The organism is Sulfuricurvum sp. (assembly GCF_028681615.1).
In the GTDB taxonomy this organism is placed as follows: domain Bacteria; phylum Campylobacterota; class Campylobacteria; order Campylobacterales; family Sulfurimonadaceae; genus Sulfuricurvum.
Window position 1 is genome coordinate 1 of sequence record NZ_JAQUHV010000019.1, and the last position, 22,551, is coordinate 22,551.

The following is a 22,551-nucleotide window of genomic DNA, read 5'->3' on the forward strand; positions in this document are numbered from 1 at the left end:
CCTCTTCGGAGCTTTGCTCATTGATAACCTGAGCGTAACGATAGGCTTTTTGACGCTCTTGATAGATACGTTGCTGTTCGGTTTGTTCACTCATCAGCTAACCCAATAAAAGTTAGGTTTTCTTTTTCGCAATACCGCATGAAACACTCTTGTACGCTTTCATCATCGAGTATTTCTATACTATGCCCGATAGTTCCGCCTTTCCATGATCCCTTACGTTTTCCAACTTCTGCACTAAAATGAAGATCAAGAGAGGTTGAGATGATTGGTTTGTTAAAATATTTTAACCATCTGAAAAATCCGACACCATGTTCCCATCTTCTTTGTTCAACGGTACATGATGCAGTAATTTTTTCTCCATCAAAATCAAGAAATTCAAATTTTTTGTTTGGCTGGATCTCTTTGATTTCCCATGATGTATATGCTTTTGTTACATCACACCACAACTTTCTATCAAGAGTTAGGAAATGATGATAAATATATTTTTTTTCTTTCCAAGGCAAAAAACATGACCATCTGTTTTCTTTTATATTGCTCCAACTAAGTCCATTTGAAAAACCTTCTTGTTTCCCATATTTGATTTGCAAAAAATTACCATCTGAGATAGTTATTCCAAATTCTCGTTCAGCGTACTGTGGGTATGTTTCATTTGAGTAGGAATTAAAATAGTCATACTTGAATGGTTTGATATATTCTTTGTCAAAATAAATCCAGTAATGAGCCCAAGGTAAAAATAAAACAAGTTTGTTTTTTGGGTATTCCTCTCTATCTCCAGTCATAAACTGAAATCCAATACAATTCCAAGATGTTTCTTTTTTAATATTCATAACCCCAAATCCTCCACGATCTTCGTCGCAGCTTGCAGAGGAGTTTTCCCCGTCAACTTTGCGGTAAAATCGATGATCGTTCCGCCCTCACCGCAGCTAAAACACTTCCCCTTATTCTTTCGCAAATCCACGCTGAATGAGGGATGCTTGTCCTCATGCCACGGACACAAACACTTCGGGGCGCGGATATCAGTAAACTCCACCCCTAAAAACGCCTCGGCATACGGGACGAAATCGACCCCCCTTGCCAGTTCAAACACATCCCGTCTCTCGCTACCACCGCTTTGAGCCATCTCAATCTCCTCTTTTTGATTTTTGGAAAACTTCCAAACGACCGACCACTACCTGTAGCGTCGGTTCTTTGCAAACTTCCTCTCTTTGGAAAATCACCCCTTTAGGTAATCCGAAGGCTTTCCCCTCTTTTAACTCTTTTTTGTTTTTGTCTCTTTGTTACGGATAGAGATGAGAAACAAAAAAGAAAAGTGTTACTAAGAAAACGCCCGCGTGAACGATGTTGTAACCATGTTACGGATAAAAACTACACGTGCACATATATGCGCACACGCCTACGCATACATACGTGAGGAAAATCCGTAACATGGTAACAATCCCGTCGGTAACGAGGTTTGCTTAGTAACAAAGAGACCCGTAACATCCGTAACATTGGACAGATCCGTAACAAAATTCGCTTTTGGCGATGCAAGCGTGATAGCAGTGGTCAGAAGGAGAATCACGATTGCACCCCAAAAAGAGAATTTTCTTCGATAAACCGGCGAAGAATCGCCTTGACATACGCAGCACGGTCGTAATGTTTAAATGATCCATAACGCAAATACAGATACAGCGCATTAACCCCCTCGTTTTTGAGGCGTGCGGAGGTCACTTCGTTGCGTGTGAGATGGCGATGAGACGATTTTTTAGCGTTGGTTTTTTGTTTGGCGGCATCACGGTTGAGCATACGCACCAGGTATACCGCGAGTTTGTGGGTATTTTTGGCAAGGTTATCTGCCTCGATGTAGAGCTCATAAATTTCATGACGATCACCCACGTCATAATTTAGATCGACGACCATCTTGCCGTTCTCGATCTTCACCCGGTTATGATTGTATTTTGAGTTCTTCATGTTCTCGAAATACTTCCGCGTCCGATCGTCACGATCCATGACGTATTGCACCGGAACGTATTTGATTTCAGGCTCTTGCGTTTTAGTCGTTTCCACGTTTAAACCCCTCCCTCAAAATAGGTCCTTTTCCCGTCAATAAAAATTCAGGGTTCGCCCCCATCTCCACCATTTTTTCAAGCTCTGAATGTGTTGTATCGGACGAATCTGTTTCACGGCTGTAGAGTGTTCGTGAGGATATCCCTATTTTTTTGGCAAACAGAGTTTTGTCAATATGCATAGAAACTCTAAACAATTCGACCCGTTTCCCTTTGGACTCAACCATTAAACTCATGCCTTAGTGTAGAAATATTTTTCCGATTTAGTGAAAAATATTGCAAATAGTCGCAATATTTTGTTATTGAAAATTTTGACAATACGGCATTTTAATAAACTAATACTTATTAAAACCTTTTTAAAATAAACGAATAGTTAAAAAATGAATTATTAGACGTATAAAAATATACTATTAGTTATCTTGTTTTGACATCAGAAAAAATGGATTTTATTTTTTTTAGATAACAAAAAGTATATTTAAGTTCAGTAAAAGTTTATAAATAGGAAATATATTGCTATAATATGCAGAATATTGCATAAACTAAAAATAACAATGTAAGGCGATTCAATGGTAGATATTGATTCAGTATTTGATAGATTGAAACATTTTTTTGAGATTGGAAAAGATATTGATCTCGCTAATAAATTAAATGTGACAACTGCAAACCTTGCCGGATATAAAAGACGTGGAACAATCCCTTATGAGCAGATATTAATAGCATTAGAAAATACCGATGCGGATTTGCAATGGATCTTCTACGGGGTAGAGTCGAAAATGATCCAGCCACAAACGGCACACATCCAATACTACTCCGATATCGCCAGCTCAGATGGAAATGGAAATATCGATATCTTTGGTCCGTACGATATGATCCAAATCGATGCGGCACTCTTCCCAAATACCAATATCAAAAACATGATGGCGGTAAAAATCAATAGCAACAGTATGTTCCCGACATTTTCAAGCCAGGACATCGTTTTCATCGATCGATCCAAAAATTCCGTTTTAAACGGGAAACCCTATCTCATCAAAAACAAAAAAGGCGATATGATGATTATGCGTATTTTCAAAACGCTTAACGGGATCATCGCCAAATGCGATAATAAAAACTACCCGTTCGACCCGGAACCGATCAGTGAAGAGGATATCACCATATTGGGCCATGCCACAAAAAGACTGGAGGATATCGGATGAGTTTAGGGTGGGTTATTTTTATAGGATTTATTATTTTTATGATATACGTGGAATACGATGATAGAAGAAATAAAAAAGAAAAGATAATCCAACTAAAAAAAGATATAGATTGGTACAAAAGAGAAGTAAAAGACAAAGAACAAGTCATATCTATGTATAAAGAAAGAAATAGACCTTATGCAATTTTTAGGGGATTGCATGACGATATATGAAGAGCTTAAAGCACTTGAAAACGAAAAATCTATTTGGAAAAATAAGTACGAAACTATTACAAAAAAACTCCCACCATCTTGTAAACATAATGTAAAAGATGCTTTTATCGATGCTTCTAAATGCCCAAAATGTGTGTGCGAATTTTATTTCTTTCTTATAGATCGAGGATTCCCAATCCCAAGCTACCCATTTTGGAATGAACAAAAAAATAAAGAGCTTATTGAAAAAGAACAAAAACGAAGAGATAGAGAACAGCAAAGGGAAATTATAGCTGCTGAAAAAGAAGCGGAACGGTTAGCAGAGGAACATAGAAAGCAAGAAATAAGAGATAGGATAATTGAAGAACAAAAAAAACTGCGTGATAAATACGGATATGAAATAGCAAAATATATCTCAGAACGGTATCAAAGTTCTGAAGAGCTTGGAAAAAGATACGAACGATTTGTTGGTTATTTGTATGAAAAAATTGGATACAAAGTTGAATATAATGGTATTAAAATGGGAAAAAATGATGGAGGAATTGACATCATAGCAAAAGCAAAAAACCATACTGTAATTGTTCAATGTAAGAGAAGAGGCAAAACTAATTTTATTCATGAAAGTACAATAGATCAGCTATGGGGAAGTTTTGATAAATATCGAAAAAGAAATCCAGGAATATTATTTGAGTGTGTTTTATATACACAAAATAACAATCTTGATGATGCCGCAAGAGATGTTTTAAAACTTCACAGTGAAAATATGACTCATATTGTAGAACCATACCCATTCGATGTAGGAAAAGAATACCCTCTTATTAAATGCAATATAGGCAAAGACAATGAAAAGATTTACCATCTTCCAAATGATGCTATGTATGATCGGATTAAGATCGAGATAAAAAAGGGTGAGCATTATGTATATACAGAGCAAGAGGCTCAAAATTTGGGGTTCAGGCGTACAAAACAATAAGCGCCAACACGTCGGGGATATCGGTCGCCCTGCTCTGCTGCAAGCCCCAACACATCGATCTCAAACGCGTTCCGAGAAATGCGCCCCTTTAGGATAGATTTCGTTTTGTTTTCAGCGGGGCAGTTTTTCAAAAACGGTGCGAAAATTTTCCCGCAACGTAGTAGCATGGTATGGCACCCGATGGGGTAACACCCCCCCCATACCATTGCCGAGAAAAAATCGACCCCCACAGCGCAGATATGAGGATACCCCCCTCTTTATTTTGGGGATAATGCTCCGGCAACCATTTTCCCCCACAAAATGACCCTGAAACTGTAAGAAACAAACGAACGGTTAAGCCTTACAACCACCGCGAAATCAATCCCCCTATTTCAGGGGTGTAAAATTGCATTACTGCTCAGAACTTTACAACCTACAAAACTTTACACTTTTACACGCTATACCCGGAGTTATTGCGCTTATGCCCGGAGTTATTGCGCTTATGCCCGGAGTTATTGCGCTTATGCCCGGAGTTACCCACAAAATAACCCGATATTGCCTATTCCGACCAAAACTACCCAATCCGCTTAAGGTTCGGCGCAAAACTCCCCAACCTTAAAAAGATGAGCGGGGCGGGACAGTTTTCAGCCCAAGACCCACTCCCTGCCCCCCACCGTCGTACCCTTGGCATATCGGGCGCTCCCCTCCCAATCGTGTTGGGGCTTGTAGGAGCAGGATGCGTGCAGAAGATCCCGGCACCCGACCCCTGTCGCGCTCCTTTGATCGCCCCGGCGATCCCCTCGTAGGTTCAGGACGTGCTCTACCCTGCCCTATAAACGCAAAAAGCCCAGCAACACCATAACGATGCGCCGGGCTTATGTGACTTGGGAAATGGAAAGGTTACCCCTCCCCACCTTTTTCTGATCCGCCCTGGTATAACCGTGACGTATCCTCTTTGAAATCTTGCAGCTCTCCTCCGAAATACTGTCTGATTTTCGCCTGGCGTAATTTCTCCAGTATTACCGCCCTATCCTCCTCCAGCATCTCGATAAGATCCAGTGCGATCGATAACGAATCGGGTTTGTTCTCACGGATCGCTTCGGCCAGTTTATCTTTTAGTTGTTCAATATCCATTTTTCAATCCTCAACAGTATTAGGAATATCTATTTTTATTTTTTGCGGATATGTAACATTAACAAAAGGGACTATCCACATAGCTTGGGAAAAAACTATATCTCTTCCTACAGTAATAGCTAATCCTCCAGTAGGCTCATATCCATCTTCTATACGCTTACAAACTTCATCTTCAAGTGTTTTTTTATCTTTCGCTGTAACAATAATATACTTTTTCATACAAAACCATCCCGTTCCATCTTCTCTTGGATCGCTGCACGTGCATACCCGCTAAACGTAGAGTGACGTTTGTCTTTGATAAATGCTTTCCAACGCTTCGGGATATCGTAGATGATCGTCTGCTTATCCACCGGTTCTGATACCTCTACCTCTTCACCGGCAGTTTTTAACGCTGCCCCGCCGACTGCTGCGGCTAATGCATCTTCATTAAACTTACTCTTTGCCATTTTGTAATTCCTCCATTAGTTTTTTAATTTCTGTAGCTGCTTTTCCATCACTGGAAAGCTCGATAACATTTTGCCCACTCTCCGTAGCCCGTTTGTACTCTCCTCGATCGCGTAAGATCGTCTCGAAGATATCGAACTCCGGGTTAGAACGTGCAAAATCGAAGATTTCCTCCAAACTCTTGCCGGCAAATTGATGTACCCGGTTGAGCAGCACCGTAGCGACGAGATCCTCCCGTGCAGCTCTCAGCTCTCTCAGGATCCCGCGAAACATCATCAAACCGCCCAGCTCGAAGCTGCTATCAGACACCGGCGTAATGATCCGGTCCGCATAGAGCATCGCAATCCGGTTCACATCACTGTCAAACCCACCGGCATCGATGAGGATCACACCGGTATTCGCGTTTATGATCGCTTTGAGTTCATCCGCGTTCTTCACCTGGACGATAGGAAGCTCAGGGATATCATTGAAACGACGAATATTATTAAAATAGGTAAGCGATCGCTGCGTATCGAGATCGACAACCGTGAGCTGATCCCCATAGATCTTATAATACTCGACCGCTAGATTACTGGCGATCGTACTCTTACCGACACCACCTTTTTGATGTGCCACTGTAATGACCATATCAACCCTCCTGAAAAAGAATAGTAAATGATAGCATAAAAATATTGTATTAATATCATTTAATCGTATAAAGCTATCTAATTAATATTAAGATGCTATCATTTAATATTGTTTTAATATTGTTACATTCATAATGTCAAGCGTTAATAATTCATTAAAAGGAGCCTTACGATGAAGAAAATCATCACTGAATTAAAAGAGTTGGCAAAACTGGCAAAGAAAAAAGGGTACGCAGTAGAGATCAAAAGCGATCACATCATCGCATCGAACAACAACGGCACGATCCGTACCGGATCAATGACAACACTTAAAAAGTTAGTAGGGTAGGGGGAGTAAACGATGAGCCGCATAATAGAAAAAGCAGATACCATCTTCGCACGTTTTGAGGACGCTATGGGAAGATGGGCAGATAAGATTTTTTAAAATCATCATCAGGTCGTATGTCTCACCATACGACTGAATGAGTATTTTAACTCACGGTGCTTTGAAAGAAGCTAAAAATATAGATACAATCGTATTTATGATTGCAATGGTAGCGATGATGATCGTGCCGAATTGAGAGAAATATAATGAGTACAGAAATTCAATGGAAACATGACCTAGAATATGAAGATTTTATAAAGGCTGTGCGATCAGCATCAGAATATGCAGAAAAGCCAATTAAAGAATGGCTCATGAAAAATCTTGGAGACAAATACTCAGATGATATTAATACCATCATTGTATTTGGTATCGATCACAAAAATGAAGTAATCGGCAAATATAACATTTGTACGAGTTCTTATATAGAGAAAAATAGAATCATAGCGTACAATAGAGATTTCATTCCTTTGCAAACAATGCCGTACATACCTGAGCCATCAGGGTTGATAGCGTGGGTTACATCCCCAAAATCATAACATCAATCCAATAATAATTAGTCTACCCCTAACTTCAACTTCAACATATTCCCCTCTTTATACTGCGGAGGGATAACCTCTGCGTCTTTGGGCTTAACATACTTCTTCGGTTCCTGAGCGCTGCACGTTCTCAGATTGTGACAGATAAAATCAAACTTGCAGCAATACCCTCGACCTCCGCCGTCCATATCATATTTGTTGAGCGGTATCGTATCCATCTGTAGCATCATGCTCTCAGTATTATCGTAATACTCACAGTTAGCGCATAATCTGCATCGTGCTGCTTCGGGAGATACTTTCCAAAACTGAGCTATCTTATCCCAGTACGCTTTGTTATCTTTTGGGTTTATCGATGTTTTGATCGGACCGAGATTGTATTTATCCAGGACAAACTTCATATTATGCTCGTTTTGTTTTGCAGAGCTTATATCCATTTTTTGAGCCATGCTTAGTTACCTCCTAATTTTAATCGTGGGATAATAGGCTTCATGTGGAAGCCTCCACCGCTATGCTTTTCATCTGTAGACTTAAGAGGTTTACTGGTTAGGACTACTCTTTTATCCCGCGATTGCTTCGAGATCGTTTTCATCGTATCCGCATACTCTTCTTTTGCCTTTGCCACTGTTTTTGGATCAGCATATTTTCTGATATGCTTTCCGCTTTCCGTCTCTTCTTTTATCAGTGCTTTTTTCTCCAGCTGAGAAAACGCATGATTAGCTTTTTTTTGCAGTTCACTTTTAGGATCGAACTTACGCGCTGCCAATGCCTGAGCGATAACCTCCGCACGGGTACGATTTTCCCCCGTACTTGGATTTTTACCCGGAGTAATCAATCGTTGCCCGTAGCGTCCGGTAGGTGTCATAGACGGAGTGAAACTCTCAGCGTATTTTTTAGCGATGTTAAAGAGCTTGACATATCGCGGATCTTCATCTTTTGATAATGCGCTACCCCATAGCGGATCAGTACCGGAAGCAATGTTCGCCAACGATTTCACAAAACCACCATCAAACGTAAGATCGGTAAACCGGAGACCCGGAACGAGACGACCGGCATTGAGAGCCCATCCGCTATGACCGACATAAACCCAGTTTTTTATCCCGAAAAAGTTAAACCCGTCTCCCGCCCATGATGGTTTTGCCATATCATCGTTCTCATTAAACAGCGTAGACATACCCATACCCGCGAGAGCTGCTTGCATGAGCATAAATCGAAACGGGTTCCGTGCAATCGTTTTAGCTACCTGAGGAATAGATCTATAGGTATATCCGACAAATGGCATAATCCCATAGTTATCGAGAACTTGTAGCGCATGAGGCATCGGTTTATTATAATCGATATACATATCGTTAGCCTCTTGAAATGCTTGCTTTACTTCTGCGGGAGTAAGTTCGCGCCCCAACTGATTTTTCATTTTGATCATCTGATCATCAAATGCGGCCAGTTTGAAAATACGATCCTCCCAATCATACGCGGAACGTACCGCTTTACCCAATGATGTATCATGCGTCATATAGATATTTTTGACGATATTGGTCAGCTTCCCGATGATAGCATTGCTACTGGAGCTTTGGATCTTAACTGCATCACGCGCTTCGAGCATATCGAGTTGAGTTGTCATACCGTTTTCACGTGCGAGTCGTACCAGCTCTTTGAAGTGAGGGCTTCCGATCGATGACATCGTACGAGTCAATGCTCCCAAATGCCCGTTTAGATATGCCATCGTCATGTTAGATCCGACATTCACCGCATGGGTCATTGGGTTTTTTACGGTCACGGTTGTTTTGATGTTTTGGATAAAAGTAACATACCCCTGAGCCGCTTTTTGTATCGCTGTGAGATCTCCCATACTTCGACCCATATCCGTCATCGCCTCTTTGAGTTCCATAGGGACGTATTTACCGGCTAATGCACCGTATTTTTTGACCGATCCGTTATGACTCACCGACTCATCCGAGATTCGGGCATACCCCTCATGCGGTTCATCGAGCGCGAAATCCTCTGCGATTTGTTTGAGGACACGCGCCTGCATGAGCTGTATCCGCTGCTCTGCCAATGTGTTCGGGATAACGAGGCTTGCATCTTCGATCATACCCAGCGCGAGACGCTCATCGTGTGTCAGGTCTTTACGGGCAAACTTTTTACCCATAGAAAGAGACTTTTTGAAAAAACCGAGCTCTTTTTCGTGCTTTTCATAGTAGCGCTTTAGATAATCATTGATCGAGTGTTTTTCATCGAGCGCACCCGCATCGATCAATGCCTGTGCATTGGCATCGATTACTTTTCGCATTTGTGCATAAAGCGGTTGCAACTCTTCGGAAAGTTTTGATGGGTCCATATCTCCGCCCAATGCACGGACGAGATCACGAGAGCTATTTTCACTCACCGTATTTTTTTCGAGGTAATCTTTAATCTCACGCGCCTGCTCCCAAATACGTGCGCTCTCCTCACGCATTGCACTTTGGTACTCAGCAAATAGCTTTTGCGCTTTCGTAGGGTGAAGCCACGGGCGAATACCATCCGGCAGCATATCAGCACCGTTCTCAATCTTCTCACCGATAGTATCGATCATCTTTTCGAGGATATTCTTAGTCGATGTATAGGTTTTTTTGTCGGGTTGCTCTGAGTCTTTGATAATACGCTGGAACAATACGTCAGGCGTATTTTCATTTTTGGATATTCTATCCGCCTCCGCTCTCATCTTATCATTCATAATCCCATCATACCGCTCCGACAATTTAGCGGCCGCTTCACGATCCCCTAGCAATGCCCGATAGAGTTCACGATGTGCATCGGTTAGCTCAAAATCACGATTTTTATCATGCGCGAGCGTCTCCCATAGTCGAGTGAGCCAATCGCGAAACTTCTCAAACGCCCCTTTGAGTTCCGGTGTAGGTGCTTCGCCCTCTGCGAGATATTTCTCGAACATCCGCGCGAGTGCTTCGCTGCGAGGCGTACCATCCGGTATGTGTTTGAGAATATCATCCACCGCCGCACGCTCGACATCGGTGAGGGTTTTTTCCATCCAGTGCATCAGTTCATGGGGGAGGGTAGAGGCATCGGCGGTTTTAAAGAGGGTGATGATCGCTTTTTGATCACCTGATTTTGTAACCCCCAGTTCGATCATACCGTTGATCTGATCTTCGGTGAGTTTGACATCGGGTATTTTTTGATTGAGACGTTTGGCATCCTCATGGATAGGATCATACCTATATGATCCCAACTCCTTTCCCTCTCCGGCAGCGCGATCGGAGTGCATACGGAAACCCTCACGATCAGCGATAATGCGAAACGTATCGCCATGATCGTTTCGGTACTCATATACCCGTGCGCCACCCTCCATATACGGAGTAGATTTTCGGATAGCTTCCGCCGAGGCTTCGATCTCAGCCTGACTCATCCATCCGGGCTGATTTCGATCCGTTGTCGCATCGATTTTACCCTCTTCGATCGCGCGGGGGATAGAGGTCATATCCTTTAGGATAGCCGTATCACTCATACTTTTTAAAGATGGTTTGACATTATCACCATTTTGATGTACACTTTTATCATAAACGGTTTGGGATCTATGGTCACTGTAACCGCCCGCAGCTTCCGAGCTGTCTGCTATTGGTGCTTTGGGGCTGTCATCCATAGAAGTCGAGCCGTCTTTTACCAGCGATTTATAATAGGTAATTACACTATTTCCTCCGGTTTCATCTTTTCCAAGCCCAACGACATACATCATCTTTTTATCATTAACCGTTATCATTCTGCGTACAGCCGCTTTACTACTTCCGAATACGTCTTTATTTCTAGCGATTTCAGTATCCGTTATCGGTGATCCTTCTATGATCGTTTTACCGATACGCAAAATGTCCCATACGCTTAACGCACTATCAGCCCCATCGCCATAATGTCGGATAATGATATGCTTGAACCCGCTTTTATCATCTCCTTTGCTTAACAACGTACGGATACCGTCTCGTATAAATGAAACAGATGATTTGTTGCTCATAGCAAAATCGTAGAGCTCTTTTTCTTCTGTATTCAATTTTTCACGTTTGACTTTATCTTTTAAGATAGATCGTATCTCGGAGAGCTTTTCCTCGAACGGTGCATCATGTTTTACTGCCTGAAATAAACGGTTAATCTCCGCCTCCCGTATAGCATCGATATAATCAGACCCATGCATATCTCTCATATCACGAACAATCAACGGATGATTAACGATCAGCTCATCGGGAGTAATCCCCATAGCTTTTGCACGTCCCTCGATCAGTCCGATATTAAAATCGGCATGATCCGCTCCCATCGAATCGCTCATCTCATGGTACAGTTTCTCGGTTGGCGATAGTGAAACACTATTGTTTAATAGTGTTTCACTATTCTTTTCAGGGTTATAGAGGGGGTCATTATCACGTCGGTCGAGATCGTTTCGGAGTTTTTGCACCAGCGCATCATTCCATCGTCCGGCACGGATATTGGCGACATCTTTTTTCGTCATCTCAAAATCATACGCATGGTTACGATCGAACTGTGCCGGTTGCTGTACGACCGTCTCATACCCATCACCGTTGTTTTCATGAGAGAGGACGAGATCGGCGGTACGGGTTTGCGGGTAGCGTGCATCCTCAGCCGATACGCTCTCGCGCTCGCTCAAATGATCGAGGAATTGAGGATGAGCGACGAGGTCATGTGCATCTTCGGGGATAGCCTCAACCCAGCGCAGTGCTTTTTGCTCATCCGATCGTGCCTTATACCCGCCTAAGTGATCATCGATCTGTGTGCGGATATCCTCAGCGAGCGGTTGTGTTTTAGTCATAATATAATCGGTAAGGATCGTAGGATCTTTTGCGCTGTAGGCTTTAGTATATACGTTGTTGAGCTCTTTTGAAAAACCCTCTTTTTTCAGGATATTCGAGAGATCTATGTTTGTTTTTGCATCGGTCGGATTGGCTTCTGCGATTCTGATATTGCGCTCCAGTGTATCAACGATACGCATCCCGCTATATCGAGAGGGTAGGGGGTCTCCGTTATTGACAAGATCGGATATGCTTAGATCATCATGAGTGGGGGTGATAGCATTATCGATAAACGCTTTGATATGCTCCGGCTTGCTCTTCGGGTTCTGTGCCAATTCCATCGCCTTAGAGTACACTTCATTACCCTCTGCACGCGCACTGTCGAGATGTTCCCCCATGACTGACCCGAAAACTGCATTATGGTCTATGGGGGGAAGCGTATCGGATGGGTGATCGGTGACACTAGGTTCGCGTTTGAACCCGATATCGATATTTGGATCGAACTTTTCACTATCGGGAGTTTGCATAAGGGAGTTTTGCATAAGTGCATCATAATTTGCTTCATGGGTTCCGATATGATCCGCAACGATTGGAGCGACTTTATTAGGAGAGAATCGTGGAGAGCTAACTATTCCGGGGATACTCCCCAACACCGCACCGCCTACCGCACCACCTCCGGCTCCAGCGAGCGCGGCTTTTTGCCAGTCCTCACCTTTGGCCGCTGCAAACGATCCCTCTTGCACCGCATTTACTGGGGCATTGGTTACTGCGCCGGCAGTTGCGGCGGCTGCGGTACGGGCGAGACGGTTACTCCCCATCTTAGCGGCCAGCTTTGCCGTGATATCTCCGGCACCGAATCCAAAAGCATTGAGAGGATCGACCAAAGATCCGACAATCTTTCCGGCATTATCGATCGGGTGCATGAGCATATCCAGCCCGGCTTCCCCTCCGGCTTTGATCGTATCGACTACCCCGTGAGCATTAGCAAGCTGTGCGTTTATTTTTGCGACTTCTGCTGAACGGGTAGGGCTGAGTATGCGATTATCGCTTTCATTTTGCGCTTGCTCTAAGCGCCCGATGGTATCGGTGAGTTTTGATCGATCGATATTAGTACCCATAGCATTAAGAGCAGCGGAACCGACATTCGCATAATTGAGAGCATTTTCACCTATCGTACGCAAAACATCCGGGATAAATCCGTCATGCGTATAAATATTATCAGGAAGTTTTTGAGAGGATTTTGGGGTAGGCTTTGAATCATCGCCCAGTTTGAGTTTTACTTTGCTTGGATCTGCTTCATAGGGGGTAATGCCGAGTCGTGACCATACATCATCAGCCATAGGTACACCTTTTTTTTCTTAGTGTACCTATGAGATAGGATCGGTTTTAACGATTATTTGGGAAACTGCTTTTTATAATCATTGACAAGATTGGCAGGTACATACCATCCACCACCTGCCGTAGGATAGAGGTAATCATGCTGTAATTTGGCTATACGCGGATCAGATGACAATCGCACTGGAAGCCCACCATCCTGGATCGCGTTTCCAGCACTAATCTCCTGCTTGGTATTATTAGTGATCTTAGGGCGCTGTGCCGTGTTGGTATCTCCTATACCGTCAGCATAATCCTGAGAATAAATCCCCAGCGGTTTACCCGGAGCGGTAATGTTTAGCCTTGGAGCACCCGTTTGGGGATCAAAATAGGTACGGACCACTTTTCCGTTCACGACACCCTCCATATAGGGAGCACCTTTGATACCATTACCACTCTTGTCCCGATAATCTCCGGCAAGAGCACCGGTGCTTGTATTGATAACCAGGCCATTGGCTCCCAACGTATACTTATCTTTTTCAGTTCTAAGAGCCGCCGCCGTAATTGTTGGATCGATCAAAGAGAGCTTAGCATAGTCGTTGCTCATTTCAGTAGGCATATCTTTACCCAAAAGATAACTATTAGAGGCTACATTACTGGCAAATTTAGTCTGTTTATCCGAAAACTTCTCTTGCTGATCGGCAGAGGCACGACTATCGGCTTTTTTAGAGAGATCCAGCATAGCATTGCGATAAGCGGTTTCATCGTTTTGCTTTTGAAGATCGAGCTTAACCTGACCGATATTTGCTAAAGAATTACCCAGCGCCCCCAGTGCACGACCGCCACCGCCGATATACCCTATGAGCGATGGGCTAATGGTGTTAAGAGCTGCTAATGGATTAGGAGCACCCATCTTATACCCCCAATGTCAAACGAGGTGTAGTAGTGGACGGTGTACTCCAGTTCACTCCATCGATCGCGAGCTGTGCTTGCTGCTGCCGTTTTTTCTCATCATCATAGGCACCTTTTTGGAGGTTGAGCAGTGCTTTAGCTTGCTTGGCTTGATCTATTGCTGACCATGCACCTCCTATCCCACTGGCAAGCGTACCGATACCGCGTAAATTTTCACCATTGCTAAACCAGTTAAATGCACCTGACCCAATCCCTTTGAGTGTATCAAGCCAATTTGTTTCACCCATAATATCCCCCTGATATTTTTCTCAATGATATCTTGATGTATAGATCACTTTTCACGAATAAACCATACTCAGAGTATCCGAATCCATACTGAGCGCCATCATCGGATCATCCATCATCATATAAAGCGCATCGATGATATCGATATCGTTATCCCCATAAACTAGCTGCATCGGATTGGTACTTTGGCTACTGCTTTCCGCTACATTCTTAACAGCGTCCGATCCGGTAGTGCTTCCCACCCCTGAAATAGCACTAAAAACCCCCGAAGCGATTTTGAGTCCGTATTCAGCTAATTGAGATGATCCTATTGATCCAAATGCAGCCTCAATAGAACCGTTGATAATCATATCTGTCTCAGCAGCGCTCAGAGCTGAACCTCCGCTCTCAACCATAGCGGCACTCGATTCAGCGGCGATGGATGAACCCTCCAAATATGCCCCGATACCGATTGTAGCTACGATTAATGCGATTTGATTACGGATTTCCGTATAGGCTGCTATGATCTTATCGAGCTTGACCCCATTTACCCCAAACACTTTAAGCAGTGCCCGTATCGTCGGTTTCATGATAAAATCACACAGCTCTACGACTTTAAAAAATGCCCCTATTACGGTACTCACAATATTTAAAACTACCCCGATGAATGATCCGATAAAGGTTCCCCAAAACCCACTATCTGCCCCTACTTCAATATCGAGATGCAGAGTGAGCAGATGGGCAAACTCTTTGATATCCATAGCCATAATATACTCATACTCAAACCATAAATGATTATTGTCCACTATGGCCCATGAGTAGGGTATTGGCTTAATTATAGATGAAAATAAAGTATTTCCGGTAATAGAACCATCAACAATATCCATAATATATCCGGACAAATTTTTAATAATTTCCGTAGGATTTGAACGGTTTTTAATGTTTTGGAATGTTGAGAACGTAAAATAATCGGATTCTAAAGATGATCCTATTACTATCTGAGGATAGAGATAATCTGTGATATTATTTACATCCATCCATGAATAATCTCCCATAGCAAAACTGTCCCATGTTTGAAAGACCCATGTTTGATCTAAATTGGTAATTTGATTTTTAATGGTATCGACCAAACTTACCGAAATAGTATGACTGCAAAACTGTTCAAAAAAATTCGTACAGTTATAAATAGCCCCTAAAATATTTCCGACATTCGATGTACCTAAAGCATTGAGTGTTTGCAGCAATATATTGGAGCTGTAATTATGTGTTGTGTTGTAGATATCCAACCCGACAAAACTAGATGAAGTTCTTGTCCCGCCTTTCATATCGATAGGAGCTGGTACATGATTCATAGGATCATCGGCAACACCATTCACATAAACAACCGGAACCTCAATATTGGCACTTTTAAATACAACACTGCTTAGTCCTTTAGAAATACACAGTGCAGCTAACCCGTTATGGAGCATATAGGATACGTTTTCAGCAGAGTAGGGGTTAGTTGTTTTTGGTGTAGGTCTGAAATAGGCTCTCGACCAATCGGCTCCGGAGATATTTGATAGTTCATCTTTTCCCGTATCATCGATACCGAGGTAATCTGCCATTTTGATCTTATCCGGTGATTCGTTGAGATGAAACATATCATAGGTTCCACCCCAGTACACTTTACCATTAATCGTCGTCAATGGAGATCCACCGTGATTAGTCCAGTGGTGGATCAAATCACGCCGCCACTTTCGTGACGAGATAAGCATAGCAACATAGTAATCTTTATACGCAGCAGGGATACTCTTACCCGTAGAAAGATTGAGGATCATTAGATCGCATCCACTTTACCCTTAGCATAAGTCCATGCATCCGTAGGTATAGTTCCTCCGCTGGCATAGATCATCCCGACGAGTCCGCTGGCTTGGGTTGCTTGTTCCACCCGTTTTTTATCATCAAACCCGCTAGTCTGACGATCAGTCATTGATTTTTGTGCATTGGTTAAAGCTGTCTTGGCAGTATTGAGAGTATGCTCATCGATTAAAAGTGTCGTAGTTTTATAGGTTTCCTGAGCCGTACGCTGTACTTCAGTGAGCTTTTGTTGATCAAGCATTGCTTTTTGAGAGTCGATCTGTGTTTTTTGAGCGGGCATAAGCGTTGTTACATCATACTGTACTTTAGCAGTCTGCTGTACTTCAGTGAGTTTTTGCTGATCGATTAATGCTTTTTTAGAATTCTCGGATTGAATTTGAGCATTGATAAGATTTACCTGAGCGGCTTTTACGGCAGTATCCGCATCGATCTGCATAAAAGTTTGAAGAGCACCCAAAAGAAAAGTGGTATTTTCTTTATTCGTTAGTCCACCCGCTTTAGATAAATCGAGAGCATAAGTTTTGAGTTGATCAAATGACATCATTTGCAAACTCCCTCATGGATTACTCGTTGTGAATTTTCATACTTTTTAGCCTCATAATTTTTTGCCGCTTTTATTTTTACACACGTATAAAATTTAGCATCATGTGGACATGGAGTATTATCCATTACCGCTGGTTCAGTATAGGGAATATGACAAGTGTCCATTTTTGGTGGTTGCGGCTGTACTTTTGAACAACCGACAAAACTAAAACTGATAAGCGTCAATAGCGCGCATAGCTTCATCACACGTATCATTATGATCCTCCCATGTTTTTAATCTTTTTTGAGTATTGATATACTGTTTTTGTGTCATGATCAGTGTTTTATTAGCATCTTCCAATCGTACCTGATACTCATCATAGTTTTTCACCAATATTCCGGACATAGTATCAAGATTGGAAAGGGCTTGATTCTTCTCAGCTACAGCAACTTTATTATCTGCTTTAAGTACATATACCCATACTGATAATGACATTGATGTCACTGCCAAAACAGCGATTACCCCTATCATTATCTTACCAATAACGGTATTGACTAGACTCTGTAATGTTTCCATACTGTCCTCCGTATTTATAAACTTTGACTGAATAATCATAGTTGATCTCGCAGTTCGAGATATCCCCCCATTTATAATGAGTGACCCCACGCCGACACTGTGCCTTTGCCGCTTCCCAATTATTTATTCCCCCGGCACGTTTGATCTCTTTATTGACTAACCCGCCACCGTTGTATATTTGGAACATGACCCAAAGACGTTTTATCGATGCTTGCTTCCATGCATCTTTATTGATAAACGCCTGACCCTTTGAGCTTCCGTCGATACTCCAAAAATCAACATTCGGTAAAGCCTTAGCCCACACAGACGGTGTGATCTGTGCCGCACCTACGGAGCCATATCCGTCTTTAGACATAACAAACTTGCAGTTCGCCTCTTGCTGGAGCTGACCTACTGGATAACCATAGGGAAAATTGATCCCGAAATAAATTTCATGCCAATACGCTACACTTGGTATAAACTGCGAACACCGTTTATAAACCGAGTCGGACTGCGAAACTGTTGCTGATAATGGCATACCCGATAACAAAAGCCACCACAATCCCCAAACGAAAAATAGCTTTTGTATTTTCATCGACTTTCTCCCATGTAATTTTAGGTGCTCCGAATTTCTTCGATGCTTTGAACCCAAGTATCATGGCGATAGCAACCGTTACCGATGTAATGATGATCTTCTGCATCTGTCCGATAGCACCCATATAAACCATAGTGGCAATACCGATTAAAACAATCAGCAGTTCCCACTTCATACGTTTTAACTCTTCAATCATACTTCCTCCTTATAGTGTGATTTAACGAGTGTTTGCAATTGGATATTATTGTCGCAAAGCTGCTTAGTAGTCGTTTCGTTATGGCTTATCTTTGCATAATCATCAATGATCTTCCATCCTTCCCAGTTAGGAAATTTATAGCGATCAATTCCACGATATATATTCATTATTTACTCTTATCTCACACTCTTTAAATTTTGTAATTCAGCTAGTATCTTTCCCATATTGTTATCAACTCGATCAAAACGAGAATCTGTTTGGTCGAATCGATGATCGATATGTGCTTTATGCATCTCAAATAACTCACGTGAGATATATTGCTCATGAACTTCTTTAGCTGTTATTGCAGCACCTTGCTTAGTTTTTAACTCAACAATAGCTTCACCATGAGAGTCCATTTTTATATTTGTTTCTTTTAGCTCAGAAAATAAAATTGCAGTATCTCTACGGTTTGCTTCACCCGTAAATTTAACCGTAGCATAGGCTACAGCAACAGAAGCAATCACAGTTGCTCCACTGAGTAGTATTCCCATTTCGATATCCATTACTCCTCACCTCTCCTATTTTTATAAACCTGATATACAAACCACGGATATCGAACCAATACCCCGATAGTTGCCCCCGATACAATCATCACCCTCCATTGAGTATGTACTCCTACAGACTTTAAATTATTCCAAAAGTTTATAGCGGGTATAGCAGGGTTATAAAAGTGCGTTACATCAAAGTCGTGTTTACAACAGCACGGATGAATATCATCTTTTCTAAACCGATCAGGGAACCATGTACAGCAATCTTTTTTATCGATACTACTCATTACCCACCTCGTTTTTTGTACGCACATCATTACCAACAAAAGATTCACAGAGGTGGTTAATCAGGAGCATCACAGCGAAGCTCCCATGATAAACATCGTATCGATCTGAGCATCGGTAAGTCCAAGCGTATAAGCAGCCTCGATAAGTTTAGGATGAGTTCGTTCATAATCGAGCGAATACTCCCACCAGTCTTTTAGATCAAAATCAGTTGAATTTTTAACCATATCTTCAACTGCTTGACGCATACCGCTATCCGTTAATACTTTACGAATTTGTCTTGGAGTAAGAGACTGAGGAATAACCACTTCATTCTGAACCTCAGTCCATGTTTGGGTGACACCAGTTACTCCTTCTATGTAGTGATACCCATCTCTAATAGGCATAGGAGTTTCAATCAAAGTTTGAAACCCAAACTCTGTTAAATCTGCACCTTCTCTCATTGAGATATTAGGCAACTCCTGACGGACTTGATCTATAGTTTTGATGATGTTATCTTTGACATATTTCATCTATTCTCCTTAGTTTGGTGATATCGACAATAGGTAGTTAGATACACTAGTAAGAGATTTTGTAGCAGTTGAAATAACATCTCCAGTAGCTCCTGCATTTACTTCACTTTTAATCATTATGGAAAAAGAAGGTCTAGTAATATCTAGATCATACGCTATTTGTGAGAATCCAGAGGGTACAGAATAGGTATAACTATAAGAACCCCCTGCACTGTAAATAGCAAGTAACAAAGAATTATTGTCTGTTATTGTGATACTGTTAGCAGTTTGAGTAGTATTAGTCCCTGTATTTACTGCACCTAAAACCCCTATTTTTGCATTTCTAAAAGTAATAATTGCACCTGATATTGTTGTAGCGGCACTAAAAGAATATGCAGATGGCTCACTACTTGTTGCTATTTTACTGTATATAGCTCCATAGCTATTATTTACTATTAATACCCACCCAGCAGGAGGGGTAATAGTTTTAAATGAAGATAGTGTTAGTGAAACTATCATTAAGTCACCAGCAGCAGTATCTAAAGGTTTAGTTAAATCTAAGGTATTTACTGCATTGAGTGTACTATTTACACCTATTATAGAAACTGGACGTTTTCCACTCTTACCCATCATAATATTGGCTCTCATACTACGTCTCCGCCAGCCATACCGATGACCATAGTACCAATTTTCCATAGGGTTATAACCGAGTATCCGGTGGTAGCAATAATAGGTGCACTACTACCTATCCAATGTATAGGCATAGAAGTCCAGTTAACCGTATAAGCAGTACCGTCATCGATATGCAGAGTAATCGTATCTCCTGAGTTTAATCCATCCGTAGGGGTTGAATTTGCGCTTAGTACCCATGTCTGTAAATTCCCATTGGCTGAACTTAATACGGGGGTAGTTCCGCTCAAAGCATAAACTGTTTCAGCAATCTCTTTAAAGACTGTTCGTCCGGTAGTAGTACCGCCTGATATATCGAGTTTCCCAGCCACAGCAATCGTTAATGCTCCGGCAGCACTCTCATCCGATGCGAGCTGTGCAGCGATCTTAGCAAGCGTATCCAGTGCAGCCGGAGCCGCACCGACAACTGCAGCGATACGATTATCCGTTTCTGTTTTAGTGTAGGTTGAAATTTGATCCGCTTTAGCGGCGATACTGGCTGTATTGGCAGCTATTTTTTCATCGGTATCATTTCGCAGCTCTACGATTGCATCTTGCACATTGACAGAGGATATATCCCCGTTTGGAGTAAATACAAGAGCAGAAGCTGTTGTAACCCCCCCTTGCACCCTTGCCCATTTGGTAGTATCACTCGATGGGATTATCCCGCTGATACTGATAAAATTATTTGAACCGTCTTTAGCGATACATCGATAGGCAAAACCGTCCGATGTAATAACGAGAGCAGGGAAGATATATACTCCGATATCCGAATAAACCGTTGCCGTAGAATACGATGCGGCGGTATCTGCCCAAAATTTTGCGCTGTAGCGTCCGGCAACAACTTCTCCGGACGTTTTATCTGCCCAATTACTGGCACTGTCTTTATAGGTATTTGCAAGATCTTTTGCGGTTATAGCATTATTAGCGGCGGTTGTCGCTGTATCAACTTGGCTATTAAGCGCTGTAAATGCGGCATTGGCTTGAGCAGCGCTGGCAGCGGCTTCGCTTGCTTTCGTGGTAGCAATGCCAGCATTATTGGATGCGCTGTTAGCATAGTATTTGGCACTGTACTCGATACCGTTTACCGGAGCACTTGTTTTAATTGCCCAGTCACTTGCGAGCGTAGCGCTAGAATCGGCTTCGCTTGCTTTCGTGGAAGCGGTTTGAGCACTGGCCGCAGCTTCACTTGCTTTAGTAGTAGCGGTTTGAGCACTGGCAGCGGCTTCGCTTGCTTTTGTGGTAGCGGTTTGAGCACTGTCAGCAGCATTTTGTTCAGTCAACAAAATAGCAGCGGCAGCGGTTGAATATTCCGTATGTTTAGCAACAATATCAGGATATTTAACATCACGTATATCTCTTAGCAACTCGACAAATGAATTAAATGCAGCCACTTAAATCTCCTTGGTAGGTAGTACAGTCTTTTCCGGTTGTAACCATTCCGATAAAAAGAGTGTCTAATGCACGAATATCATCACGATCGAGGACACCATCTTCATAAGCAATCAAATCACGTGTAAATTGAACTTGTGTAGCATTCATATTCATACTGCACTCTGTCATGAGAAAAGTATCGATCGCAGCAATGTCAAGACAATCAAATAAAAATAACGATGAGTCCAGAGTAAGCATCTCCGAATACAAAACACTGCTTCCCCATCGGTTAGCGACTATACTGATATCGCATGTTTCGTTATTGATAGATTGGCAAGACATTGGTTTCCCCCTCATAAATAGCCCAGTGATAATTACTGATAGCCGTTTTGATCAACGACTCGTACTCTTCTTTTTTATCTCTGCTGATACTTTTGCACGCAGAGAAAAGTACCGCCTCCATGAGTAGATCGTCAATATCAATTTTTTCACTTGTAACCCCGCTTGTAATCATAGGCATACGAATAAAATTGAGATTGTCGATCCAACGCAAAATAGTCTCAGCATTACTCTGTGACACTAAAGAAAGAGGGATACATCGCATAGCAATATCCCTTATGGAGTCATTGACAATATCGCGTAAATCAGTATCATCCACAAAACGATCCGATGAAACTTCAAACTTGATACGTCGTGTCAATTCTCCATAAGTAAACATGA

Annotated in this window: 29 protein-coding genes; 5 read left to right on the forward strand and 24 right to left on the reverse strand. The window is 42.2% G+C overall.

Annotated features, from left to right (window positions below; genetic code table 11):
* Positions 1–86: 86 nt before the first annotated feature.
* The 5 genes from PHE37_RS12385 to PHE37_RS12405 all read right to left on the reverse strand — a co-directional run bounded on the left by PHE37_RS12385 (position 87) and on the right by PHE37_RS12405 (position 2,272).
* Positions 87–827: a hypothetical protein gene (locus PHE37_RS12385; protein ID WP_299995662.1), complete on the reverse strand. Its 741-nt coding sequence runs from the start codon at positions 825–827 to the stop codon at positions 87–89.
* Complete coding sequence (locus PHE37_RS12390; RefSeq protein ID WP_299995660.1) at positions 824–1,120, reverse strand: CHC2 zinc finger domain-containing protein; 297 nt, start codon at positions 1,118–1,120, stop codon at positions 824–826. The genes PHE37_RS12385 and PHE37_RS12390 overlap by 4 nt, the downstream gene beginning before the upstream one ends.
* A 273-nt stretch (positions 1,121–1,393) precedes the next feature.
* The gene (locus PHE37_RS12395) at positions 1,394–1,561 is read right to left on the reverse strand and encodes a hypothetical protein (protein ID WP_300008686.1); all 168 of its coding nucleotides are present in this window, start codon (positions 1,559–1,561) and stop codon (positions 1,394–1,396) included.
* A complete protein-coding gene (locus PHE37_RS12400) occupies positions 1,558–2,046 on the reverse strand; it encodes a hypothetical protein (protein WP_299995659.1) in 489 nt (162 codons plus the stop codon). Before PHE37_RS12400 ends, PHE37_RS12395 begins: the two co-directional genes overlap by 4 nt.
* Complete coding sequence (locus tag PHE37_RS12405) at positions 2,033–2,272, reverse strand: hypothetical protein (RefSeq protein ID WP_299995657.1); 240 nt, start codon at positions 2,270–2,272, stop codon at positions 2,033–2,035. Before PHE37_RS12405 ends, PHE37_RS12400 begins: the two co-directional genes overlap by 14 nt.
* Before the next feature lie 339 nt (positions 2,273–2,611).
* Here PHE37_RS12405 and PHE37_RS12410 point away from each other — a divergent pair, with 339 nt between their 5' ends.
* From PHE37_RS12410 to PHE37_RS12420, 3 genes are read left to right on the forward strand one after another with little or no spacing between them, the layout of a single operon-like run.
* The gene (locus PHE37_RS12410; protein ID WP_299997407.1) at positions 2,612–3,238 is read left to right on the forward strand and encodes a LexA family transcriptional regulator; all 627 of its coding nucleotides are present in this window, start codon (positions 2,612–2,614) and stop codon (positions 3,236–3,238) included.
* Complete coding sequence (locus PHE37_RS12415; protein ID WP_299997404.1) at positions 3,235–3,450, forward strand: hypothetical protein; 216 nt, start codon at positions 3,235–3,237, stop codon at positions 3,448–3,450. Before PHE37_RS12410 ends, PHE37_RS12415 begins: the two co-directional genes overlap by 4 nt.
* Entirely contained in the window at positions 3,437–4,402 is a 966-nt protein-coding gene (locus PHE37_RS12420; RefSeq protein ID WP_299997401.1) for a restriction endonuclease, read from the forward strand. Before PHE37_RS12415 ends, PHE37_RS12420 begins: the two co-directional genes overlap by 14 nt.
* A gap of 879 nt (positions 4,403–5,281) precedes the next feature.
* On the opposite strand, the gene PHE37_RS12425 is transcribed toward PHE37_RS12420, so the two are convergent.
* The 4 genes from PHE37_RS12425 to PHE37_RS12440 are packed head-to-tail and all read right to left on the reverse strand — an operon-like array spanning position 5,282 to position 6,586.
* The gene (locus PHE37_RS12425; RefSeq protein ID WP_299997398.1) at positions 5,282–5,515 is read right to left on the reverse strand and encodes a hypothetical protein; all 234 of its coding nucleotides are present in this window, start codon (positions 5,513–5,515) and stop codon (positions 5,282–5,284) included.
* Positions 5,516–5,518: 3 nt separating this feature from the next.
* The gene (locus PHE37_RS12430; RefSeq protein WP_299997395.1) at positions 5,519–5,734 is read right to left on the reverse strand and encodes a DUF1737 domain-containing protein; all 216 of its coding nucleotides are present in this window, start codon (positions 5,732–5,734) and stop codon (positions 5,519–5,521) included.
* Positions 5,731–5,961, reverse strand: coding sequence for a hypothetical protein (locus tag PHE37_RS12435; RefSeq protein WP_299997393.1), 231 nt, complete (start codon positions 5,959–5,961; stop codon positions 5,731–5,733). Before PHE37_RS12435 ends, PHE37_RS12430 begins: the two co-directional genes overlap by 4 nt.
* The gene (locus tag PHE37_RS12440) at positions 5,948–6,586 is read right to left on the reverse strand and encodes a ParA family protein (RefSeq protein ID WP_299997390.1); all 639 of its coding nucleotides are present in this window, start codon (positions 6,584–6,586) and stop codon (positions 5,948–5,950) included. The genes PHE37_RS12435 and PHE37_RS12440 overlap by 14 nt, the downstream gene beginning before the upstream one ends.
* Before the next feature lie 171 nt (positions 6,587–6,757).
* Here PHE37_RS12440 and PHE37_RS12445 point away from each other — a divergent pair, with 171 nt between their 5' ends.
* Together PHE37_RS12445 and PHE37_RS12450 are read left to right on the forward strand one after the other, a co-directional pair.
* Positions 6,758–6,913 carry a hypothetical protein gene (locus tag PHE37_RS12445; protein WP_299997387.1) on the forward strand — a complete coding sequence of 52 codons (156 nt, stop codon included), beginning with the start codon at positions 6,758–6,760 and terminating at the stop codon, positions 6,911–6,913.
* Positions 6,914–7,155: 242 nt separating this feature from the next.
* Positions 7,156–7,485, forward strand: a complete 330-nt coding sequence (locus PHE37_RS12450; RefSeq protein ID WP_299997384.1) for a hypothetical protein — start codon at positions 7,156–7,158, stop codon at positions 7,483–7,485.
* 17 nt (positions 7,486–7,502) lie between these two features.
* On the opposite strand, the gene PHE37_RS12455 is transcribed toward PHE37_RS12450, so the two are convergent.
* The 15 genes from PHE37_RS12455 to PHE37_RS12525 form a co-directional block, all read right to left on the reverse strand.
* Positions 7,503–7,931, reverse strand: coding sequence for a hypothetical protein (locus tag PHE37_RS12455; RefSeq protein WP_299997381.1), 429 nt, complete (start codon positions 7,929–7,931; stop codon positions 7,503–7,505).
* A 2-nt stretch (positions 7,932–7,933) separates the two neighbouring features.
* Positions 7,934–13,606, reverse strand: coding sequence for a hypothetical protein (locus tag PHE37_RS12460; RefSeq protein ID WP_300008688.1), 5,673 nt, complete (start codon positions 13,604–13,606; stop codon positions 7,934–7,936).
* 53 nt (positions 13,607–13,659) lie between these two features.
* A complete protein-coding gene (locus tag PHE37_RS12465; protein WP_299996896.1) occupies positions 13,660–14,493 on the reverse strand; it encodes a hypothetical protein in 834 nt (277 codons plus the stop codon).
* 1 nt (position 14,494) lies between these two features.
* Positions 14,495–14,779, reverse strand: a complete 285-nt coding sequence (locus PHE37_RS12470) for a hypothetical protein (RefSeq protein WP_299996894.1) — start codon at positions 14,777–14,779, stop codon at positions 14,495–14,497.
* Positions 14,780–14,830: 51 nt separating this feature from the next.
* Positions 14,831–16,573 (reverse strand): hypothetical protein, encoded by a 1,743-nt coding sequence (locus PHE37_RS12475; RefSeq protein ID WP_299996892.1) that lies wholly within the window; start codon positions 16,571–16,573, stop codon positions 14,831–14,833.
* On the reverse strand, positions 16,573–17,157 hold the full coding sequence (locus PHE37_RS12480; RefSeq protein WP_299996890.1) for a hypothetical protein: 585 nt from the start codon (positions 17,155–17,157) through the stop codon (positions 16,573–16,575). The genes PHE37_RS12475 and PHE37_RS12480 overlap by 1 nt, the downstream gene beginning before the upstream one ends.
* Before the next feature lie 204 nt (positions 17,158–17,361).
* Entirely contained in the window at positions 17,362–17,712 is a 351-nt protein-coding gene (locus PHE37_RS12485) for a hypothetical protein (protein ID WP_299996889.1), read from the reverse strand.
* A complete protein-coding gene (locus tag PHE37_RS12490) occupies positions 17,672–18,229 on the reverse strand; it encodes a hypothetical protein (protein ID WP_299996886.1) in 558 nt (185 codons plus the stop codon). The genes PHE37_RS12485 and PHE37_RS12490 overlap by 41 nt, the downstream gene beginning before the upstream one ends.
* The gene (locus tag PHE37_RS12495) at positions 18,186–18,482 is read right to left on the reverse strand and encodes a hypothetical protein (RefSeq protein ID WP_299996884.1); all 297 of its coding nucleotides are present in this window, start codon (positions 18,480–18,482) and stop codon (positions 18,186–18,188) included. Before PHE37_RS12495 ends, PHE37_RS12490 begins: the two co-directional genes overlap by 44 nt.
* Before the next feature lie 176 nt (positions 18,483–18,658).
* The gene (locus tag PHE37_RS12500) at positions 18,659–19,027 is read right to left on the reverse strand and encodes a hypothetical protein (protein ID WP_299996882.1); all 369 of its coding nucleotides are present in this window, start codon (positions 19,025–19,027) and stop codon (positions 18,659–18,661) included.
* Positions 19,028–19,368: 341 nt separating this feature from the next.
* Positions 19,369–19,809, reverse strand: a complete 441-nt coding sequence (locus PHE37_RS12505) for a hypothetical protein (protein WP_299996879.1) — start codon at positions 19,807–19,809, stop codon at positions 19,369–19,371.
* A 9-nt stretch (positions 19,810–19,818) separates the two neighbouring features.
* Positions 19,819–20,436 (reverse strand): hypothetical protein, encoded by a 618-nt coding sequence (locus PHE37_RS12510; RefSeq protein ID WP_299996876.1) that lies wholly within the window; start codon positions 20,434–20,436, stop codon positions 19,819–19,821.
* Positions 20,433–21,851 carry a hypothetical protein gene (locus PHE37_RS12515; protein WP_300008690.1) on the reverse strand — a complete coding sequence of 473 codons (1,419 nt, stop codon included), beginning with the start codon at positions 21,849–21,851 and terminating at the stop codon, positions 20,433–20,435. Before PHE37_RS12515 ends, PHE37_RS12510 begins: the two co-directional genes overlap by 4 nt.
* Entirely contained in the window at positions 21,838–22,173 is a 336-nt protein-coding gene (locus PHE37_RS12520) for a hypothetical protein (protein WP_299995695.1), read from the reverse strand. The genes PHE37_RS12515 and PHE37_RS12520 overlap by 14 nt, the downstream gene beginning before the upstream one ends.
* Positions 22,151–22,549 (reverse strand): hypothetical protein, encoded by a 399-nt coding sequence (locus PHE37_RS12525; protein ID WP_299995693.1) that lies wholly within the window; start codon positions 22,547–22,549, stop codon positions 22,151–22,153. The genes PHE37_RS12520 and PHE37_RS12525 overlap by 23 nt, the downstream gene beginning before the upstream one ends.
* Positions 22,550–22,551: the final 2 nt, after the last annotated feature.

Bases quoted from the DNA above. Each gene is read 5' to 3' on its own strand.
- PHE37_RS12450 (WP_299997384.1), top strand. From the start codon at position 7,156: ATGAGTACAGAAATTCAATGGAAACATGACCTAGAATATGAAGATTTT.
- PHE37_RS12440 (WP_299997390.1), bottom strand. From the start codon at position 6,586: ATGGTCATTACAGTGGCACATCAAAAAGGTGGTGTCGGTAAGAGTACG.
- PHE37_RS12475 (WP_299996892.1), bottom strand. From the start codon at position 16,573: ATGATCCTCAATCTTTCTACGGGTAAGAGTATCCCTGCTGCGTATAAA.
- PHE37_RS12490 (WP_299996886.1), bottom strand. From the start codon at position 18,229: ATGCCATTATCAGCAACAGTTTCGCAGTCCGACTCGGTTTATAAACGG.
- PHE37_RS12460 (WP_300008688.1), bottom strand. From the start codon at position 13,606: ATGGCTGATGATGTATGGTCACGACTCGGCATTACCCCCTATGAAGCA.
- PHE37_RS12465 (WP_299996896.1), bottom strand. From the start codon at position 14,493: ATGGGTGCTCCTAATCCATTAGCAGCTCTTAACACCATTAGCCCATCG.
- PHE37_RS12485 (WP_299996889.1), bottom strand. From the start codon at position 17,712: ATGGAAACATTACAGAGTCTAGTCAATACCGTTATTGGTAAGATAATG.
- PHE37_RS12425 (WP_299997398.1), bottom strand. From the start codon at position 5,515: ATGGATATTGAACAACTAAAAGATAAACTGGCCGAAGCGATCCGTGAG.
- PHE37_RS12445 (WP_299997387.1), top strand. From the start codon at position 6,758: ATGAAGAAAATCATCACTGAATTAAAAGAGTTGGCAAAACTGGCAAAG.
- PHE37_RS12520 (WP_299995695.1), bottom strand. From the start codon at position 22,173: ATGTCTTGCCAATCTATCAATAACGAAACATGCGATATCAGTATAGTC.
- PHE37_RS12435 (WP_299997393.1), bottom strand. From the start codon at position 5,961: ATGGCAAAGAGTAAGTTTAATGAAGATGCATTAGCCGCAGCAGTCGGC.
- PHE37_RS12525 (WP_299995693.1), bottom strand. From the start codon at position 22,549: ATGTTTACTTATGGAGAATTGACACGACGTATCAAGTTTGAAGTTTCA.
- PHE37_RS12415 (WP_299997404.1), top strand. From the start codon at position 3,235: ATGAGTTTAGGGTGGGTTATTTTTATAGGATTTATTATTTTTATGATA.
- PHE37_RS12410 (WP_299997407.1), top strand. From the start codon at position 2,612: ATGGTAGATATTGATTCAGTATTTGATAGATTGAAACATTTTTTTGAG.
- PHE37_RS12405 (WP_299995657.1), bottom strand. From the start codon at position 2,272: ATGGTTGAGTCCAAAGGGAAACGGGTCGAATTGTTTAGAGTTTCTATG.
- PHE37_RS12510 (WP_299996876.1), bottom strand. From the start codon at position 20,436: ATGAGAGCCAATATTATGATGGGTAAGAGTGGAAAACGTCCAGTTTCT.
- PHE37_RS12455 (WP_299997381.1), bottom strand. From the start codon at position 7,931: ATGGCTCAAAAAATGGATATAAGCTCTGCAAAACAAAACGAGCATAAT.
- PHE37_RS12430 (WP_299997395.1), bottom strand. From the start codon at position 5,734: ATGAAAAAGTATATTATTGTTACAGCGAAAGATAAAAAAACACTTGAA.
- PHE37_RS12505 (WP_299996879.1), bottom strand. From the start codon at position 19,809: ATGAAATATGTCAAAGATAACATCATCAAAACTATAGATCAAGTCCGT.
- PHE37_RS12480 (WP_299996890.1), bottom strand. From the start codon at position 17,157: ATGATGTCATTTGATCAACTCAAAACTTATGCTCTCGATTTATCTAAA.
- PHE37_RS12385 (WP_299995662.1), bottom strand. From the start codon at position 827: ATGAATATTAAAAAAGAAACATCTTGGAATTGTATTGGATTTCAGTTT.
- PHE37_RS12470 (WP_299996894.1), bottom strand. From the start codon at position 14,779: ATGGGTGAAACAAATTGGCTTGATACACTCAAAGGGATTGGGTCAGGT.
- PHE37_RS12495 (WP_299996884.1), bottom strand. From the start codon at position 18,482: ATGATTGAAGAGTTAAAACGTATGAAGTGGGAACTGCTGATTGTTTTA.
- PHE37_RS12390 (WP_299995660.1), bottom strand. From the start codon at position 1,120: ATGGCTCAAAGCGGTGGTAGCGAGAGACGGGATGTGTTTGAACTGGCA.
- PHE37_RS12420 (WP_299997401.1), top strand. From the start codon at position 3,437: ATGACGATATATGAAGAGCTTAAAGCACTTGAAAACGAAAAATCTATT.
- PHE37_RS12500 (WP_299996882.1), bottom strand. From the start codon at position 19,027: ATGGATATCGAAATGGGAATACTACTCAGTGGAGCAACTGTGATTGCT.